This is a genomic window from Anaerosoma tenue, assembly GCF_023161965.1.
Lineage (GTDB): Bacteria > Actinomycetota > Coriobacteriia > Anaerosomatales > Anaerosomataceae > Anaerosoma > Anaerosoma tenue.
On record NZ_JALNTY010000001.1, the window covers coordinates 793526 to 811567 of the forward strand.

General features: G+C 66.1%; 17 protein-coding genes. 1 reads left to right on the forward strand and 16 read right to left on the reverse strand.

What is annotated here, in order from left to right:
- Positions 1 to 22: 22 nt before the first annotated feature.
- Both MSB02_RS03945 and MSB02_RS03950 read right to left on the reverse strand, forming a co-directional pair.
- Positions 23 to 520 (reverse strand): Sec-independent protein translocase subunit TatA/TatB, encoded by a 498-nt coding sequence (locus MSB02_RS03945; RefSeq protein WP_267193901.1) that lies wholly within the window; start codon positions 518 to 520, stop codon positions 23 to 25.
- A gap of 88 nt (positions 521 to 608) precedes the next feature.
- Complete coding sequence (locus tag MSB02_RS03950; RefSeq protein WP_044352227.1) at positions 609 to 944, reverse strand: STAS domain-containing protein; 336 nt, start codon at positions 942 to 944, stop codon at positions 609 to 611.
- A gap of 149 nt (positions 945 to 1093) precedes the next feature.
- On the opposite strand from MSB02_RS03950, the gene MSB02_RS03955 reads away from it, so the two are divergent.
- Positions 1094 to 1444, forward strand: a complete 351-nt coding sequence (locus MSB02_RS03955; protein WP_052515526.1) for an STAS domain-containing protein — start codon at positions 1094 to 1096, stop codon at positions 1442 to 1444.
- Between the two features lie 79 nt (positions 1445 to 1523).
- Here MSB02_RS03955 and MSB02_RS03960 read toward each other — a convergent pair whose 3' ends face one another.
- The 14 genes from MSB02_RS03960 to MSB02_RS04025 form a co-directional block, all read right to left on the reverse strand.
- Positions 1524 to 2096, reverse strand: coding sequence for a tetratricopeptide repeat protein (locus tag MSB02_RS03960; RefSeq protein ID WP_267193902.1), 573 nt, complete (start codon positions 2094 to 2096; stop codon positions 1524 to 1526).
- Between the two features lie 55 nt (positions 2097 to 2151).
- Positions 2152 to 2592, reverse strand: coding sequence for a hypothetical protein (locus tag MSB02_RS03965; RefSeq protein WP_267193903.1), 441 nt, complete (start codon positions 2590 to 2592; stop codon positions 2152 to 2154).
- A 38-nt stretch (positions 2593 to 2630) separates the two neighbouring features.
- Positions 2631 to 3068: a SoxR reducing system RseC family protein gene (locus MSB02_RS03970; RefSeq protein ID WP_267193904.1), complete on the reverse strand. Its 438-nt coding sequence runs from the start codon at positions 3066 to 3068 to the stop codon at positions 2631 to 2633.
- A 5-nt stretch (positions 3069 to 3073) separates the two neighbouring features.
- Positions 3074 to 4423, reverse strand: coding sequence for an amidohydrolase family protein (locus MSB02_RS03975; RefSeq protein ID WP_267193905.1), 1350 nt, complete (start codon positions 4421 to 4423; stop codon positions 3074 to 3076).
- Between the two features lie 82 nt (positions 4424 to 4505).
- Positions 4506 to 5234 carry a bifunctional demethylmenaquinone methyltransferase/2-methoxy-6-polyprenyl-1,4-benzoquinol methylase UbiE gene (ubiE, locus tag MSB02_RS03980; protein ID WP_267193906.1) on the reverse strand — a complete coding sequence of 243 codons (729 nt, stop codon included), beginning with the start codon at positions 5232 to 5234 and terminating at the stop codon, positions 4506 to 4508.
- Positions 5234 to 7006, reverse strand: coding sequence for a TIGR04190 family B12-binding domain/radical SAM domain protein (locus tag MSB02_RS03985; protein ID WP_267193907.1), 1773 nt, complete (start codon positions 7004 to 7006; stop codon positions 5234 to 5236). The genes ubiE and MSB02_RS03985 overlap by 1 nt, the downstream gene beginning before the upstream one ends.
- A 112-nt stretch (positions 7007 to 7118) precedes the next feature.
- On the reverse strand, positions 7119 to 7661 hold the full coding sequence (locus tag MSB02_RS03990) for a hypothetical protein (protein WP_267193908.1): 543 nt from the start codon (positions 7659 to 7661) through the stop codon (positions 7119 to 7121).
- An 8-nt stretch (positions 7662 to 7669) separates the two neighbouring features.
- A complete protein-coding gene (locus tag MSB02_RS03995) occupies positions 7670 to 8326 on the reverse strand; it encodes a winged-helix domain-containing protein (protein WP_267193909.1) in 657 nt (218 codons plus the stop codon).
- A 193-nt stretch (positions 8327 to 8519) separates the two neighbouring features.
- Positions 8520 to 9347, reverse strand: coding sequence for a cytochrome c biogenesis protein CcsA (gene ccsA, locus MSB02_RS04000; protein ID WP_267193910.1), 828 nt, complete (start codon positions 9345 to 9347; stop codon positions 8520 to 8522).
- Positions 9347 to 10663 carry a cytochrome c biogenesis protein ResB gene (locus MSB02_RS04005; RefSeq protein WP_267193911.1) on the reverse strand — a complete coding sequence of 439 codons (1317 nt, stop codon included), beginning with the start codon at positions 10661 to 10663 and terminating at the stop codon, positions 9347 to 9349. Before MSB02_RS04005 ends, ccsA begins: the two co-directional genes overlap by 1 nt.
- A gap of 21 nt (positions 10664 to 10684) precedes the next feature.
- Positions 10685 to 14203: a cytochrome c3 family protein gene (locus tag MSB02_RS04010; RefSeq protein ID WP_267193912.1), complete on the reverse strand. Its 3519-nt coding sequence runs from the start codon at positions 14201 to 14203 to the stop codon at positions 10685 to 10687.
- Positions 14204 to 14355: 152 nt separating this feature from the next.
- Positions 14356 to 15321 (reverse strand): NHL repeat-containing protein, encoded by a 966-nt coding sequence (locus tag MSB02_RS04015; protein ID WP_267193913.1) that lies wholly within the window; start codon positions 15319 to 15321, stop codon positions 14356 to 14358.
- Between the two features lie 26 nt (positions 15322 to 15347).
- Entirely contained in the window at positions 15348 to 16814 is a 1467-nt protein-coding gene (locus MSB02_RS04020; RefSeq protein WP_267193914.1) for a cytochrome c3 family protein, read from the reverse strand.
- 62 nt (positions 16815 to 16876) lie between these two features.
- Positions 16877 to 17953, reverse strand: coding sequence for a cytochrome c3 family protein (locus MSB02_RS04025; RefSeq protein ID WP_267193915.1), 1077 nt, complete (start codon positions 17951 to 17953; stop codon positions 16877 to 16879).
- Positions 17954 to 18042: the final 89 nt, after the last annotated feature.

Here is an 18042-nt window from a genome sequence, read left to right on the forward strand (position 1 = left end):
GGCATGGTGTCGCGGGGGAAGGCTAGGCCTTCTCCGCTCCCTCCTCTCCGTCGTCGGAGGCTTCCGGCTTCACATCAGGCGCAGCCGTGGCCGCTTCGGCGTCTTCCGCCGATGAGGTGGACCCGGAGGCCCGGTCCGGGCTCTGCGCGGCAGGCGCCTCGTCAGACGATGTGGCGCCCTCGGCGGCAGGAGTCTCTTCAGACGAGGTAGCACCCTCGGCGGCAGGCGTCTCGTCAGACGCGCTCTCCTGCTTGGCCTCGGTGGGACCCGGACGCGTGAAGCCGCCGCTGCCCACCTTCTCCCCGAACTCCTTGCCCTTCTTGAAGGGGTCCTTCTGGAGCTTGGGGTCAGCGGTGAACACCTCTGCGCGGATCGTCGACTCCATCATCGACTGATAGCGCCGGAAGTCGCGCATGAACCGGCCGATGGTACGGGCGAAGTCCGGAAGCTTGTCGGGGCCGAACAGCAGCAGCGCCAGCACCGCGATGATCATGAACTCCCAGCTGCCGATGCCGAACAAGGGTCAACTCCTCTGTGTAGTACCTGGCCGGTGCACGGCCCTGACGTGAGTCACGAAGCCTGCTGAGCGCGCGAGCAAGACCCGCGAACTAGAAGCCTCTGGCCTCCTCGACGCTTGCGAACAGCGGGAAGACCTTGTCGAGTCCGGTGATCCGGAAGATCTTGAGGATCGAATCGGCGGTGCACACGAGGCGCATGGTGCCGCCTTGTTCCTTCACGGCCCGCAGCGCGCTCACGAGCACGCCCAGACCGGAGCTGTCGATGAAGCCTATCTTCTCGAGATCGACGATCACGTCTTCGCAGCCATCGTCCATCACCTGCGCGATCTCCCGCTTGAGCGTGGGCGACGTGTAGACGTCGACCTCACCCGCAACGGTGATCACGCAGCTCCCGTTCTCGCGTTCAGTCTTGATGTCCAGTTCCATGACCGGGGCACCGCTTTCTCCCGAAGGCACGTGCGTGCACGATTGTACCCGCACCCCGTGCGAGTGACCAGCGCACCCCCGCAATCGTGTGAACGCATGTGGCAAGGGGTAGTAACAGGGTGGCCGGTTCGCCGTTCTGGGGGTTGTGTATGTCGCTTACGATCCACCTCGATCAGGAAGAGCAGCGGTGGACTCTCTCGTTGCAGGGAGAGCTCGACTACAGCGAGTGCGCCGCATTCCGCATGACGATCGACCGCATACTCAAGCATGCGCCGCCGGCCACCGTCGTGGATCTCTCCGAGTTGGACTACCTCGACAGCTCCGGCCTCGGACTGTTGTTGGCCCTATCGAAGGAGTACACCGCGCTCGGCGGGAGGCTCATCCTCGTGACCAACGAGTCGGTGGACAACATCCTCGACCTCACGCGGCTCTCGGGCATCTTCTCCTGCGCCTCAACGGTGGATGAAGCGTGCCTGATGCTCGAAGACGTGGACGACTGAGATCGCTCCGGGATCATCGCGTACATGAAGAACGGCCGGCCCTCATGGACCGGCCGTTCCTGCTTCTCAGGTGCGATGATCAGGGTGTGGTGGTCGTTTCGCCCGATGCTTCGACCTCGGCAAGCATTCCGCGGGCGTTCTCCACCTGCTGCGCCAGGTCGGCGTTGTCGGCCGCCCCGTCGATGAACGCGCGCAAGCCTTCTGCGGCGCTCTCATCCTGCGCGTAGTACAAGGCGAACGCCTTGTTGCCGAGCGCGATGTCGTTGCCCGGATCCAGGGCGAGCGTCTGGTCGTAGAAGCTCACCGCCGCCAGCCACATCGGCACCGAAGCCGGGTACTGGCCGCTCTCGTACAGGGCCACCGCCCACTCGAAGTACGCGTGCCCCACCTGGATCACGATGTCCGGGTTCTCCGGGTTGGACTCGACGGCGACCAGCGCCGCGTCCACTCGCGGCTGGAACTGCGACGTGATGGTGTCACCGCTCGCGGCGCCGCCGTCGGCAGGGGCGGCGCTGCCGCCGATCCCTGCGGCGACCACGGCCACACCGCCAAGACCGAAGGTGATAGCCAGCAGGATGACCACCACGCGCATCCACGCCGGGGTGTTCGACTTGTCCACGGCCATCGGTGTGCGTGTCGACTTCTTCGCCATTGCGCTCCTTACACGATCACAGGCGTGGACCGTCCGGCCCCGCCCTCTGATATCACTACTCGCCGGTGGTCGGCGCCTCGTCCGTGGCCGACGCGTCCGTCGATCCGCCCATGTCGCCGACCGGAGGATGTCCTTCCGGCAGTTCGCCAGTGTCCAGCTGGTCCGGACTGAGTTGTGGCGCTGTAGAGCCCGTAGCAGGCGTCGCGGTCCCTGAAGACGAGACCGTGCCGCCGTCGGGGATCACGAACCCGATGATGACACCCAGAAGCAGACCGATGACCGTCATCAGGGCCGCCACGGTCAGACTCACCTGCTTCTCGATGAGGCTTCCACCTGCGGCAGGAGCTGCAACGGCTGCCGAGCCGCGCGGCGCCGCCTTGGGTTCGCTCTTGCCTGAACGCTTCGGGGCGCTTTTCTGGGGCTGACGGGACGAGGGCTTCGGGGCCTTCTCGGCCACCTCTTCCTCCTCGTCGAAGAAGAAGTCCTGGTCGCTCAACGTACCGATACCTCCTCGATAGTAGGACGACCGCCAGCTCACGTATGGCTGCGGTCCCGCGAGATTATAGCACCGACCTTCGGGGCGAACGCCGCGTCCCCGGCCAGCCTGTGCTCCGCGTTGCGGATGCCCAGCATGGCGATGGTGGCGGACACGAGCGCTCCCACGACCCCGGCCGTCTCCGGCTCGAGACCTGCCCACGGTCCAAGCAAGAAACCCGCCAAGTAGCCGGCGAGAAGCGAGAAGACCGGCACCAGGAAGACGGCGGCGGCGGCGCGCGCGCGGATCGTGTCGGGGATCACCACGTCCACCACGTCGCCGACAGTGGAACCCAGCGCGTCGGCGACCTCGTGCATCACCGTCTCCCCGCCCTCTTCCCTCGAGCAGAGCGTGCACCCGCCGCATCCCGCCGAGACCTGCATCAGGACGTCCACCGACCCGTCGTGGACGGTGATGACCTTGCCTCGCTCACGCATACGTGTCAGTCCCTGATCTTCCGCCGGATAGCCTGGAAGCGTTCGCGCATCGGCTCGGTCTCCACAGACAGGTGTTGACCGCGCTCGTAGAGCGCCCTGCCGTCCACCATCGTCAGCAGCACGTCTTCCTGGTTGGACGTGTGCACGACAGCGCTGTACGGGTTCTCGGTGGGCACCTGATAGCTATGCGAGAGGTCCACCGCGATGATGTCGGCACGCTTCCCCGGCTCAAGCGAGCCGGTGATGTCGTCGAGCTTGAGCGCTTGCGCACCGCCGATCGTGGCGAGACGCAGGAACTCCTCGGCGGTGAAGAAGCCCTTGCTGCCCAGCAAGCTGCGCTGGACGAGCAGACCCGTGCGCATCTCGGCGAAGAAGTCGATCGTGCTGTTCGACGCCGGTGAATCGGTACCGATGCCCACGCGCAGCCCCTTGGCAAGGAAGTCGCCGAGGGGGGCGGTGCCCATGGCGAGCTTGGCGTTGCAGCGAGCGCACAAGGCCACCGCCACGTCTGTGCGCTCAAGGATGGCGATATCATCCGAGTCGACGTGCACGCAGTGGACCGCGAGCACGTTGGGGAGCTCGAGCACGCCCCACTGGTACACGTACCGCACCGGGCTCACGCCCGTTGGCATCCATGCCTCTTCGCCCCATCCGGACTGTGTTCGGAAGTCCTGCCCGAGCGGAGACGATCCGTACTTCACGAAGTCGTACTCGTCCCTGCTGCCGGCCAGGTGGAGCGAGACATGCGTGTCGTTCGTTCCCACAGCCTCCGCCACCGCCTGGAACAGCCGCGGGTGGCACGTGTACGGGCCATGCGGCGCGATACCGATCGACATGCGCGCCGAGTTCGATCGCGCCTCCCATGCCCGCATGTCGTCGAACGCGGCGGCCACCTCGGCCTCGGCCTTCCCGGCGTCCATCGACGAGACCTCGCGATAGATGACCGCACGCAGGCCGGCGCTGTCCGCCGCCTCAAGGGATGCGCCCGAGTACGTCACGTCGGCGATGGTGGTGATGCCCGAGCGGATCGCCTCTGTCGAACCGAGCACGGCCGATTCGCGCCAGTCGTCCTCGGTCAGCCGATCCTCCAGCCGCTGCACCTCCATCTTCCAGCGCGTGTACGGCAGATCGTCCACGACACCGCGGAAGACCGAGTACTCCAGGTGGGTGTGCAGGTCCACGAAGCCGGGCATCAGAGCCGCAAGACCGTAGTCGGTGACCCCCTCGTCCGGATACGCGGCGAGGAGTTCCGCCCGCGTGCCCACCGCGACGATGTCGGAGTCGCGGATGACGATGCCCCCGTCCTCGATGTACGGAGCGCTCATGGGAAGAACGTATCGCGCCAGAAGAAGCATCGTCACGACCTCCGCAGGTGGGTTCGCCAGGCTCCTATCCTACATGCTCGCGCACGCGCGCTCCAACGCGGAACGGCTCGCGTCACTTCACCGCCACATGCACCGCCACGATACCGAAGGTGAGGTTGCGCCAGGTGACCTCCGAGAAGCCCGCCTTGTGAAGCTCGCCCGCGAGAGCCACCTGTCCGGGGAACGAAAGGATGGACTCGTTGAGATACTCGAACGAGGCGCGGTCGCCGGTGAGCTTCTCGCCGAGGAGCGGGATGACCGTGCGCAGGTAGAAGTGGTAGAGCACACGGAACGGCGGGAACAGCGGGCGGCTGAATTCGAGCACCACATAGCGCCCTCCGGGGCGCAGGACCCGGAACACCTCGCTGAAGTTCGCGGAGCGATCGGGCATGTTGCGCACACCGAAGCCGACGGTGACCACGTCGAAACTCTCGTCGGGCATCGGCAGCGCCTGTGCGTCGACCACGTCGAACTCGATGGTGGTGGGGCCCTCGTAGACCGCGACCTTGGTCTTGGCGACCTCGAGCATCTCGGGGACGAGGTCGGTGGAGAGGACCCGCGCCGGACGCCCTTGCTCTGCGAGGGCGAGCGTGAGGTCGCCCGTGCCCGCCGCCAGATCGAGCACCTCTGATGAGCGCCTCAAGCGCGCGAGCCGCACCGTCGTCCTCCGCCAGAGGCGATCGAGCCCCATGCTGGAGTACTTGTTGAACCGGTCGTACTCGGATGCGATCGTGGAGAAGATGTGCCTGGTGCGCTCCTCGCTCGGGCGCCCCGCCTCGGACGCGTGCCGTCCGCGCGCCATCACGCACCCTGCTTCATGTAACGCGTGTCGCGCTCACGGAGCGCCGGGATGAGCGTCTCGGCGATGACCCTGAAGAGCAGGCCGGCGTTGTTGAAGATGTGGCCGGCGTTCATCTTGGCGGGCCAGTTGAGCTCGGTCTTCTCGCACACCGTGCTCTCGTTGAGGAGGGCGATCTCTTCCTTGTACTCACCCAGCAGCCGCCCGCGCTCCGGCTCCTCGTGGCGCATGATGTCGTCGATACGCGCCATGGCGATCTGCGCCTCGAGGATGCGCCGCTCGGTGGCCATCGCGGTCTTCTGGTCGATGGCGCCCACCTTGGCCTTCACGCGGTTGATGCCCACGGCGGCCTCATAGGTGGCGTCCACCATCTCGTCGAGCGTCATGGCGTCCGGGATGTAGTTGAGGATGTGCTTCCACGAGGGCTGAAGGAGCAGCTGGCGGTGCTCCTCGAGCGTGCGGGCGCGGAGCGTGTACCCGAACTCCTCGGGGTTCTCGAAGACACGCGATCCCGGATCCAGGAACGGAGCCATCGGCCCGATGAACGGCAGCAGCTTGGGGTTGTTCCCGATGCGCGCATAGAGTTCCTCAACGGCCGCCGCCGTACCGAGCACCGACTCGGCCGTCTGGGTGGGGATGCCGGTCATGAAGTACAGGTCGAAGCGCTGGCAGTTGTGCTTGAAGGCTTGCTCGATCGACTCCGACAGCGCCTCCCACGTGTACGGCTTGCCGAAGGCGGCGCGCACCGCGTCGTCGTGGCTCTCGGCCGAGACCTCCACCGAGTAGTCGTTGAGGTTCTCATCGAGCAGCGCGTAGAAGTCCTCGCTCGGCGGCGTGAAGAACTCGAAGCCGATCGGATTCTGGAAGTCGATCTTCCGGAGACCCGTGATGAACTGCTTCACGTAGTCCTCGCCCGCCTGGCGGAAGTCGTTGAGCACGAAGACCGGCCCCGGGATGTGCTTGGCGATGTGCGCGATGTCCCTCACCAGGAGGTCGGGATCGCGGAACGCCACTCGATCGCGGCCGAAGTGCTCGCGGAACGCGGTGGCCGAGCCGCCGCACGTGGCGCAGTTGCGCGTGCATCCGCGACAGGTGAGCGACGCGGAGACCGGGTAGCTCAGCCAGCCCTTGAACGGCAGCGACGAGGACATGTCAGCCGAGCGGATGACCGAGCGCATCGAGAAGCTGTAGTCGAGCTTCACGTGATCGAACTCCGGGGGCACGCAGGTGAAGGGGTTCACCACCACCGCGCCAGAGGCGTCCTTGTGCGTGAGGTTGGGGATGTCGGCCACGCTGCCTTTGCGCTTGAGCGCATAGACGAGCTGCGTGAAGGGGTCCTCGGTGGAGTCGCCGCGGATAACGTAGTCCACGCAGTCGTACCGCACGAGCTCCTCGTGGAAGTACGACGCGCTGAGGCCGCCGAACACCACCGGCGTGTCGGGATGGTGCTTCTTGCAGATGCGCGCGATCTCGATGGAGCCGTGCGCGTGCGGCGCCCAGTGCAGGTCGATGCCGAAGGCCACCGGGTCCATCGATGCGATCGCCTTCTCCACATCGAACTTCGGCTTGGTGAGCATCAGTAGCGCGAGGTTGCTGACCTTCACATGCAGGCCGTGCCGCTCGAGGTACTCGCCGATGGTGGTGAAGCCGAGCGGATACATCTCGAAGATGGGGCTCGAAGGCACGAGATCGGAGACCGGTCCGTACATGATGGACGTCTCGCGGAAGTCGTACACGCTCGGCGCATGGAGCAGGATCAGGTCCGGCTTCGACATCGGATAGGGGCCTCCTCGGGCCATAACACGGGCGGCGATGCCGCCCGGGAAGAGACAACGGCGCAGTATAGCACAGGCGCACGGCACGCCTGCCGCGGCGGACAGCGCCCTGCTAGCGGAGCTCTCCTTGTGCCGAGGCCTCCACGCGATCCACCAGCCAGCCGCTATCGTCCTTCACCAACGTGTACGTCGTCTCGTAGCTGACCGCGAGCGGCTCCGTGAGATACGTCAGCGTGTCCAACGAGAAGTACCGGTAGGTCCAGTCCTCACGAGCCGCCACCACCGCGGTGGTGGCCTCTTCCGAGACGGAGCGCACCTCCATGTTCTCGATGGACTGCTCTATCCCTTTGCCGTCCATCAGGTTGAACTGGATGTACGCATCTACGCGCACGAACTCCTCCGGGGTCATCGTGGCGGTCGGGATGCTCGAATCCGCCATGCGATACGAGTAGCTGATCCAGTCGAGATACGAGCGCACAGCCGATTCCGGCGTGCCAAGTTCGTGAGGCCGCGGTGCCACTGGCGCCGGAACCTCGCTCGCGGCCGACGACGCGGAGTCGCCGGGGTCGGTAGCGGCGCAACCGCTCACCAGGAACGCGAGCGTGACAGCGGAGCACAGCAGCACAGTGCGGCGGAGCAGGGCGGCCGGGGTCAACGTGCGGCCTATCTCGTCCCGACAGCGCCGGCGGAGACCCGGCAACGGCACGCGAGGCTCTTGAGGTCGCATGGCATGCGGAGCTGCGTGACGCTCATGCCCTCGGGCTTGCGCAGGCGGATGATCGGCGTGAGAAGCAACGCTCCCGTGACTCCCGCGTTGGACAGCAGGTCGAGGGTGATCTGCACCCATCCGGGCGAGCATGCCACAAGCGCCACGCGCGCGTTCAGCTCCGGGTCCAGACGAGGGATGTCGGTGAGATGCCGCACCGTGAGGTCGCCGATCACGGCGCCGGCGTCCTCCGGCAGCTCGGAGAAGTACGCCACGGGCTTCACGCCGTACTGCTCGGAGGGGAACACGACCTGGAGCGCCTGGAGCATCTCGGCGGTCCCTACCTTGATGACCGGGTACTCCTCGGACAGGCCGAGGAACTTGGTGATCTCGGCGTACAGGAGCACGGGGTCGTACCCGGCGCCCGGCCGCCCGATGTCGCCGACGAACGATATGTCGCGGCGTACCGTCTCCTCCTTGATGTTGAGCTCCTCGGCTATCTGGCGCGAGGTGATGCGCTCGGGGGCGCCCACGCGGAGCAACTCCCCGAGGTAGCAGTGGTAGAGCGAAAGGCGATACAGCGTTGCGTCGGGCGTGTTTTGCGGGTCAGCCATGCCCATCCCCCTCGAGTGAAGCCGATGATTCGTAATCTTACCGCGTCTTTACGAATCCGTGAACGAGTCATCGGCCTGACGTGGGATGATTCTTGAGCGAGCGATGGGCAAGCCGTTAACTGCGAACGGACTCAGCCACGTTCAGGTTCGATGGGGGCCGGTTCACGGGATCCGGCAGGCCCGGATGCGACCGCTAGTGGAAGTACTCGGAGTGGAGTGATGTGGTGAGGAACGAGGTGAAGAACAGCGACAGTATCGCAAGAACGAACCCCAGCAGGAGGAGCATCGCCGCGCTGCGGCCCTTCATGCCGTAGAAGCGACGCGCGTGGAGGTAGATGCCGTAGACGAACCAGGTGACGAGCGACCACGTCTCGATCGGGTCCCACCCCCAGAAGCGGCCCCAGGAGTAGTACGCCCATATCGCGCCGGTGAGCATACCGATACCCCAGAACGCGAACGTGAGCCCGGCGAACCGATATGACTCACGATCGAGCGTAGCCGCATCCGGCACGTTCGCGATGCGTTGCACGAGCGTGGTGTCGCGAGCGATGTACAGCACCCCGTGGCCGAGAGAGATCAGCGCCGCCGCGAACGCCACGAAGTAGAAGCACACATGCAGCACCAGCCACACCCCCCTGAACGTGAGGGGCAGCATCTGGACCTCAGGACCGGTGTAGACGGCGAGTCCGAGCAACAACAGGACCGCCGGGTAGATCAGCGTGGTGAGGTACGCGCTCCCGGGACGCCGCCAGCGCAACGCCTGCATGAACGTCATCGCAACCCAGGCGTTGGACGACAGCACCTCGTAGCGGGTGAGGTACGGCCCGTGCCCGGTGCCGTACCAACGCAGCCCGAGCGCCACGGAGTGCACCGCCAGCCCCACGAGCGCCAGCGTATGACCCGCGCGTGCGACACCCGGCTTCGACATCGTGACCCCGAAGACGACGCATCCTGCCGCGATCGCATAGGCCACGAGCGCGAACACGTGCAGCGGAGTCTCGATCGCGAGGGCCTGCTCCATCACACATCCTCTCCCGGACCGGCATCGAGCCCGAGTATCGCATCCCGCTCGGCCACGTACGCGCGTGACATCCTCGCCGCATGCCAACCGTACAGCACACCGTCGCCCGTCTCCACGAGCACGAGTTCGCGGGGGATCCACCCGTACAGCATCAGCGAGCCCAGCGCGATGATGCTGAAGCCGATCAAGAGGACGGTCATCCCCGGCTCGCGTTGGATGATGAAGCGGGCCCACTGCGCGGTCCCGATGTACTCGACGGTGAGCCCGGCCACAGTCCCGGTCCCGCCTTCGGCCAGAGTGACCGGCTCGGAGGAGTCGTCACCCGCCGGGCGCAGGCCGAGCGGCTCGGCCGCACGCACCGCGTACGGGTCCCACCGCGCTTCGACCGCCACGCCTCCAACGTCGTACGGCTCCTCCGTGTACGCGACATCACCCTGCTCGATGAACGGGAACTCGATACGGACGGGGTGCTCGACGCCTTCGTCCGTGCGGAAGACCACGAACGCAGCATCGCCGAACTCGCCGGGCTGGGCGTAGATGGTGTGGCCGTTGAGGCGGAGCGGATGATTCACGCTCACGACCCGGGGCGTCCAGGAACCCCTGCCGTCGCGCGTGGACAGCGTGGCGCTCACCTCACGAAGGCCGCCGCCCGGCCATGTCGCCACCGTCACGCCATCGAACCGGATCGGCACGCCGATCTCGGGCACCGCCTGCGCATCCTCCACGGCCCAGTATGCGTCTCCCGGAGAGTGCACCTCGCCCTCGGACAGGTCGAGGATCGCCCCCCGAGTGGACCCGAGAGCCACCGCAGCGGCGATGAGTGACACGAACATGCCCACGTGAAGGATCGCCGACGCCCATACGCCGACACGATGGCGTGCGAACACCCGCGCATCACCCGCGACCCGACGCTGGCGGTACCCGGCCGCCCGCGCCCGTGCCGCGATGTCATCAGCAGAGACCCCCGCGATCGCCGTGCGCGCGACGCGCCCCTCCCCCGACCAGGCGCGCCATGCGCCGGCAAGCATGCGGTGGGTCGCGATGCCCAGGACCACAGCGAACACGGCAAGCATCGCGAGGAACCACCAGGAGCTGAAGATGGCGTGCAGCCCGAGCGCGTCCGCGACACCCGCGAGCATCGGATTGCGCGCCCGCCAGGCGGCGATCGTCGCCTCACGCCCGGGTGACGACTGCGGGATGTACGCGCCGATCGCGCCGCAGACGGCAACGAACGCCATCAGGGCGATGGAGGTGCCACGGGAGGTCAGGACGTCCAGTAGTCTGCGCATGCGGATGATGGTAGCAGGTGGCGGCACGGACGCATGCGGAACAGCCGGCTACCAGTTCTCCATCCCGGTCGCGGTGTTGCTCATCGTGTGCTTGTTCGCCCCACCGGAACACCCGCTCGAACTCGAAGAGACGAGGCAGTCCGAGAGCACGTAGTCGCTCGGGTTCTGGCGCTTGTTGAACCCGCTCACCCACATGTTCGAGAGGTTCCCCTGATACGCAAGCCTGCTTGGCATCGTCTGGGCGTCACCGATCAAACGGGACACCTTACCGCCGTGCGGCACCAGGATGTGGCACCGGATGCACGGGTAGTTGGAGTGGGCGCCCTTGCGATGGACGATGTTGTCGCGCACCTTGTCGGCCGGATGGCAGTTCGTGCAGAAGACACCACCCGAGGTGCCCGAGAAGTTCTGCATCGAGCTGATCGTGATCAGCGTGCCCTCAAGGGCGCCGGTGCCGGGACCCCATTCGGGCCAGCTGGTATGCGGTCCACGGAGCGAGAACCGCACGGTCGCGCCATGCGGACCCTGCGGGACCGTGACGGCCGCGGGGTTGGTGACCCAGTTGCCCGAGCCCGCAGGGCTCTCCACCATCGCGTACGGAGCGGTGGAATCGCCGTGGCAATCGGAGCACATCATCGTGTCGCCGGGATCCCAGCCATACGCGACCTGGTCGGCGATGAGCGTCGATGTCTGGTACGTTGCCGGATCGGACAGCTTGTCGAGGTAGCCGGGAATCCTCACCTTCGAATCCGTGGAGAAGCCGTTGGCGAGGTCGTACTCATAATCGGCCTCGGACTCGTAGTAGTAGCCGTCGAGTGTTGCGAAGACCGGGTGCCGCGAGTTGTTGCCCACGTTGAAGTCTTGGGCGACGTTGGTCCAGTTGTCGACGGCCGCATTCGTGCCCACGGTCCACGACGACCCCGTCCAGGAGTCCCACACCATGTCCCCGCCCCAGCCGGCGAGGTCGGTGTTGGCGCTCGAGTGGCACTTGAAGCAGACCTCGTACTCGTACGCGGCCATCTGCCTGTATACGAGCTCCACTCCCGCTCCACCGTCGTGTGCGTAGTCGATCGTAGCGGGGTAGTTCTGCGTGAGCAGCGTACCCAGCGTCGTTGAGACCGCAGCCGCGTCAACACCGAACCCGACACCGCGCACGCCCTTGAGGGCGTCGGACACGAGGTTGGTGGTGCCGTACACGTGACGCGCCTTGCCCACGATATGGTGATTGTGGCAGTCGGCGCACTCCACGTGTTTGTTTGCGCTGATGTAGTCCTGGGTCTCATCCACCGACGAGATCAGGTGCTTCATGTAGTAGTCGGCGGGCTTGTGCCCGAACGGGCTGTTCGCGGGATCCATCTGGTCGGCTATGGCGCGGTTCGCCGCACCCATCGCCTGCGAGCCGTAGTAGTCGTAGTTGCTCGCGCCGATCTTGTCCGTTGAGTTGCTGTGACACCGGAAGCACATGTCCTCTTCGTTGATCGCCGCTTCAGAGGCGTCGCGGATCTGACCGAGGGCGTTGAGGAGCCGCTGCTCGGGTGAGTAATGCACCGTGAACGAGAACGGTGTCGTCTCCGTGTACTGCCCGGGCTCGAGCGTCCCGTGGCACTTGGTGCAGTTGCCGTGGAACTCCGACCCGTCGGCGAAGTAGGCGGTCGCCGAGTAGTTGTGCGGGGAGTCCGCCCAGTAGTCGTCTTCAACGCGCATCACCGCGGTCGCCGGGAGCGCGTTGTCCGCCTGGCCCGGCGGCGTGGGGGTGATGCCGTCCACCGAGCGGAGGATCCTGAACGGCAGCGTGTACGAGTGGCAGCTCAGGCAGAGGCCCTCGTCCGTGTTCGATGCTGTGGGGTTGGCATCAAGGCCGCTGCTGCGCAGGTTGTACGAGTTGCCGAGGCCCTCCCATTCGGTGTGGTCCACGTGGCAGCTGATGCACGAGAGATCCTGCGTGGTCTCGCCGAAGACCGGATACAGGCCATCCTCGCCGGGCGCCTGATCGGGGTCCGCCGCGTTGAGCACGTGATGATACGACAGGGTGGAGTCCACCATGTCGTGCAGCGCGCTGTGACACGCGCTCTCGAAGCAACTGGTCTGACCCGCGGGAGAGCCCATGGGAGCATGGACGTCGCCGTGGCAAACAGTGAGACAGTTCTCGGTGTCGTCGCTGTCGTGGCCGGAGCGGATGTCCCACAACCGCAGCTGGTTCCTGTCCGGATCGCCCTCGGCCTTAGGTGCGGCCCGCAAGAGCCCTGCCACCTCGGCGGATGCGCTCACGGGCACGTAACCGCCGGCGCCGGAGTTCGCTTCGCTGTCCCAGCCGTACGGCCTCCCCGTGCCGGCATCCACGTCGGCGGTGGTGTGACAGGTGAAGCAGAAACGCCGCACACCCGCGTCGGTGCCCGTTTCGAGCGACGAACCGAGCACGTCCGAGAACAGCGTGGCGTTGCCCCGCGTGGAGCCGTGCGGATTGTGGCACTCGTAGCATGGGAGCGGCGAGCCCACGGGCAGGTCACCGCCCGCCGTCATGATGCGGTGGCCGTTGGTGTCGTTGGCGTTGTGGACCGTGGTGAGAGCCGAGCTGGCGATATCGGCCGCAGCGGACGGCGTGTCGAAGGTCATCCCGCTTGCCGGTGTGGCCGAGTGGCAGCGGAAGCACACCGCCGCGTAGTCGCCGTCCACGGTATCCGCCGCGGTGCCGCTCGAGCCGCCGAACGTATCGATCAGGCCGTCGTACTCGCTCACGCCACGATGTCCTGAGTGGCACCAGAGGCAGTCGCCGGCCACGCGTGTCGCCTCACGACTGGCGAACACCCAATCGTCCATGGAGCCCGACGGGATCGCCGTGTGCGGATTCGCCACCGGGTCCGCGTAGGTGGTGGCGCCAGGGAACGTGCCGAGGGTGGGATAGCCGGTGGCGTTGCGTGTAGGAGCCGCAAGACTCGGATAGACTCCCGTGCCGCGCGAGCGATACCAGCTCTGATCGTCGTCATGGCACGCGTAGCACCATGTGTTGTCCGCACCCGTCACGGTGCGGGTCTCCACCGTGACCCCGTCCGGCAGCGTCACGTCTATCGACCGCTGCGGGATGCGGAACCACTCAGTGGAGTCTTCATGCGGATAATGGCAACTCGCACAGGTGTCGGTGAGATCGGCGCTGCCGCCGGTGCATGCCGCCGCCTCGAGCGCATGACCGCTCGTGCCCGCGAACGAAGCGTTGCTGGATCCCGTCTTCACGTTGACCGCTGCGGTGCCGTCGTGGCAACCGTAGCAGAACGTGACCCCGTCGAACTCGCCCGTTCCTCCGCCAAGGTCCCTGAGGATGTTGTCGCCGGCCGCCTGGTGAGGCACGTGACACTGGGTGCACGCGTCGGTCTCGCTCGAGTACGTGGTATGCGGCGTTGCCGCGAGGGCCGGTGGGGAATCGATCGCAACGAGCGCCAGGGCCCACACCGCCGCGACGATGACGGCACGCAGAACCCGGCGAGAGCGCGTCCGGGAGTCTGCCCCCGCAGTACACGCGCTATCCCCCAGCTGTGCCGATGGAACCTCTATGCAACGGTCGATATGCTGCAATCCCCAGCTCCTGTGCCGCACTGCACGCGCATGTGGCGCGCCGCCCCCGAAGCGCGCAGCGAACGGGACAAGCTCGATGCCTGCCTTCACTGACATTGTGACAGAGCCCACACGGCTCTGCCAGACGTCACGACCACTCATGGGGAGCCGCTTCACCGCGCTTCCCTGATCCCGTAGACCATCACACGCCCCGTGCCGGCGTCCGTGATGTAGAGACGGGAGTCCTCAGGCACCCACGCCATACCTCGTGGCGACACGAGGCCCCCCGACGGGACCGACACCTCGTCGATGGAGTCCACGATCATTCCATCGGCATCCACGATGGCCACCCTGAGAGCGAGGGCATCGAGGACCGCCATCCGGCCGTCTCCAAGCGCCGCGATCGAACGGGGGGTCATGTGAAGACCCTCGTGCAGAACCACCCGTTCCCCCGAGTCGGGATCGAGAACGATCAATCGACCGGCACCGGGGTCGGTCACCACGAGCCCCTCGGCCGTCACGGCGAGCCCCGCGGAGAATCCCATCGGGGCCTTAGCGTCGGCTCCCAGTACGCGGGTGTAGGCGCCCCCGGTGTCGTACACCTTGACCGTACCGTCGGCAGCGTCGGCCACGAAGAACTCGCCCTCGGCATACGTGACTGCGGTGGGCTGGCCAGGCGCCTGACCGCTTGAGCCGAGAGTAAGCGTGATCGTCGCGGGTGTGGCGGGCTCGGCATCCACCACCACCGCACGGTCCGCGGCGTTGTCTACCACGACGATCCGGCCGTCCGCCACGGCGACCACCGACGGATACGCGGAAGCGACGCTGCTGGCCGAAGGGATGACGATAACGCCCGCGTCACCCCCCTCGGCATCGAATATGCGCACGACCCCCGCATCCGACTCGGCCACGTAGAGGAACTCGCCGTCCCAGGCTATCCCGATGGGGTTGGCGAGCGGCGGCTGCTCCGCTCCGGGGAACATGCCCGCAAGCATCACCGTGGCCATGGTATCGCGTGAGAACTCCGCGAGCTCCACCTGCCCCGGCCTGCTCTCCTGCAGCAGGATCGAGACCGTCACCGCCACGGCGACGAGCACTATCACTGCGAGCATGGCGAAGACGACCGTGCGTGGACGCACCGCCCGTGGAACCCCCTGAGGCGCCATCAGAAGTCGACACCCACGATATCCCCGGGGGTCACCGCATGGCAGATGAGGCAGTTCCCGTCGAGCGGGGAGTCGTAGTAGCGGAGCATGTGGTTGTGATCGGTGCCGTGAGGGCCATGGCACGTGGTGGTGCAGGTGAGATCGGTCTTCGCGTTCACGTCGTAGTAGACCGGCCGCACCGGATGGTTCTTGTAGCCGCCCGCATGATCGTCATAGTCCGCACGTTCGTGACACGGGAAGCACACCTCCGGCTGTGCGGCCTTCAGCAGCGGACCCCAGTCCGAGCCGTGCGGCGTATGGCAGCCCCAACATGGCGTGTCCACATGCATCGAACGGTCGTAGCTCGCCTGGATCGGCGTGGCGTGGCAGTCGTAACAGATGCCGTTGTCATCGTCGTAGAGCAGCGCGCTGTAGTTGGTGGCGTGCGCATCATGACACCCCGTGCACTGCAGTGAGATCGTCCCCACCGGGTGGTGGCTCGCCTTGAGGAAGTCGGTCTCGATCCCGGGGTGGCACATGTAGCACAGACGTGGCTCCTCGGCGCGCAGGAGCGGCATGTGGTCGGAGCCGTGCGGTTCATGACAGTCGGTGCAAGCGTCGTTGAGGTAGGGCCCGTGCTGCACCGCCATGCCCGAGAGCCGGGCCACCGACGGATGACAGGTGAAGCACAGGTCGCGCTGTGCATCCACAAGGATCCCCTTGTAGGCCGAGCCGTGGGGGTTGTGACAGTCGGTGCAGTGGAAACCCTGCACGGGCGCGTGCACCTGCATACGTGAGAGTTGCGGACCGAGAGGATGACAGGTGATGCACAGCGACTCGACATCGGCCGTGAGCATGCTCGCGAAGTCTGACGCGTGCGGATCGTGGCAGTCGACACAGTGACCGTTGGTGAACGGCGCATGCGAATAGGCGGTGTTGCGCATCGATCCCATGTCGCCGTGGCAGATCCAGCACAGCTCGTTGCCCGGCAGGACGAGCTCGGACCGCTCACCCTTCACCGGCGTCTCGGTGACGCCCTTGATGTCGCCACCCTCGGACCCGCCTGCGTCATCCTCGGCGTCGAACACGTCAAGCGCGATCTTGAGGGGCAGCCATTGGACGAGCGTGCGGGTGCGGTTCCAGAACTGGGAGACACCCTCTATCACCGTCTCGGCCTCTATCAGCCCGTGCGGCGTGTGACACGTGGTGCACTGCTCGGCCATGAACGGGTTGTGGACCACATCGCGATCGAACTCCGGGATGAGCTCGGCGTGACACTGGAGACACTCGAGGTTCTCGATGACTCCACGCACCACCTGGTCGTCTCCCTGCAGGACATACGTCTGCGCGATCGTGGTGACGGCGCACAAGAGGAGCAGGAGCAGCACGACGGCGGCGAACACGCCCCGTCCACGGCGGTCGCGCCCACCCTCTGTCACCGCTCCATCCGCGGCGTTCTGTACCGCCTCAGCGTCCTGTTCGCTCAACACGCCTCCCCCGGCGATCTGGTCGTGCATCGTGTCCGTGCATCATTCGTGTCGCGAGCACGCTACCCTCGCGGCTGAGTGTGACAGTTCAGGCATAGGTCGTCATCGGTTTCCACGAGGAAGTACGGATTGTCCGACTCGTGAGGGAACACCTGATAGCGAGGGTTGTCTCCCTCGACGGCCCCATCGACACCGGTGATCGCGAACACCTCGGACGCATCGATCGTCTGGGCTGTGATGTCACCCACGCTCCGTGCGTCCTCGTGACACTGCTGGCAGATCGGATCGTGTCCGTTCTGGTTGCTGGTGCGTGGATGCGGCATCACGTAGCCGTTGTTGTTGTAGCCGAGAGTACCCATCGTGTTGTCGGGGTACACGATGTTCTCGTACGTGTAAGGACTGGCGGGGTCAGGCTGCGTGATCTCCGAGTCGACCGGATGGTTGTGGAGCGTGGTCTTCGACAGCCGGCCGGCATGGCACGATCCGCACCAGTCGGAGCCGTAGACGTCGATGGCGGCCAGGCCGCCGGTAGGCTCTTGCCGGAGCAGACGGTTGGAGACGATCTCGTTGCCTGTGGCGCTGGGCACGCTCGTTCCCGAACGCGCGCGATCCCCGGTGAACGCAGCGACCGTGCTCGCGCCGTGCGGGCTATGACAGTCGGTGCATGTGAGGCCTCCGGCGGTGCCGGAGAATGCGGCGGTTCGAGAGCCGCCGCTGGTCCCATCGCCACCAGGGATCGACGTGATGGGATCCACGGCCGTGTCGAGCATCGTGTGCTCAGCAGCCGGCGCTACGCCGGTGCGCGCCTCGATCACGCCGTACACGCCAACGCCGCCGGTCCCGTCGTGACACGTCTCGCAGGTCGCCAGGACGGTGGCGGCGGGGAGGAGCACGATGCCCCCGGCAGGCGCCTTATGGACCGAGTGGCAGGCTGAGCATTTGTTGCTGGTGGTGGTGTAGTCCGCATGAGGACCGTACGGCTCCGACTCCGCGAGAGCGGCCGACGTCCCGTGACAGGTCTCGCATGGCGTCTCCGACGTGGCCGCACCCGAGGGATCCTCCGTGTAATACGCATGCGCAGGCGCCGCGATGCACAGCATCGCGGCGGCGATCATGCTTACGGAGAGTATGCGCCTCATGGCCACATCCCGGTACGACCGCCTCCCCCAGTCAACGGCGTGTGCGAAAGATCACATCGATGATAGCAAACGAACAGGTCGGAGACAGC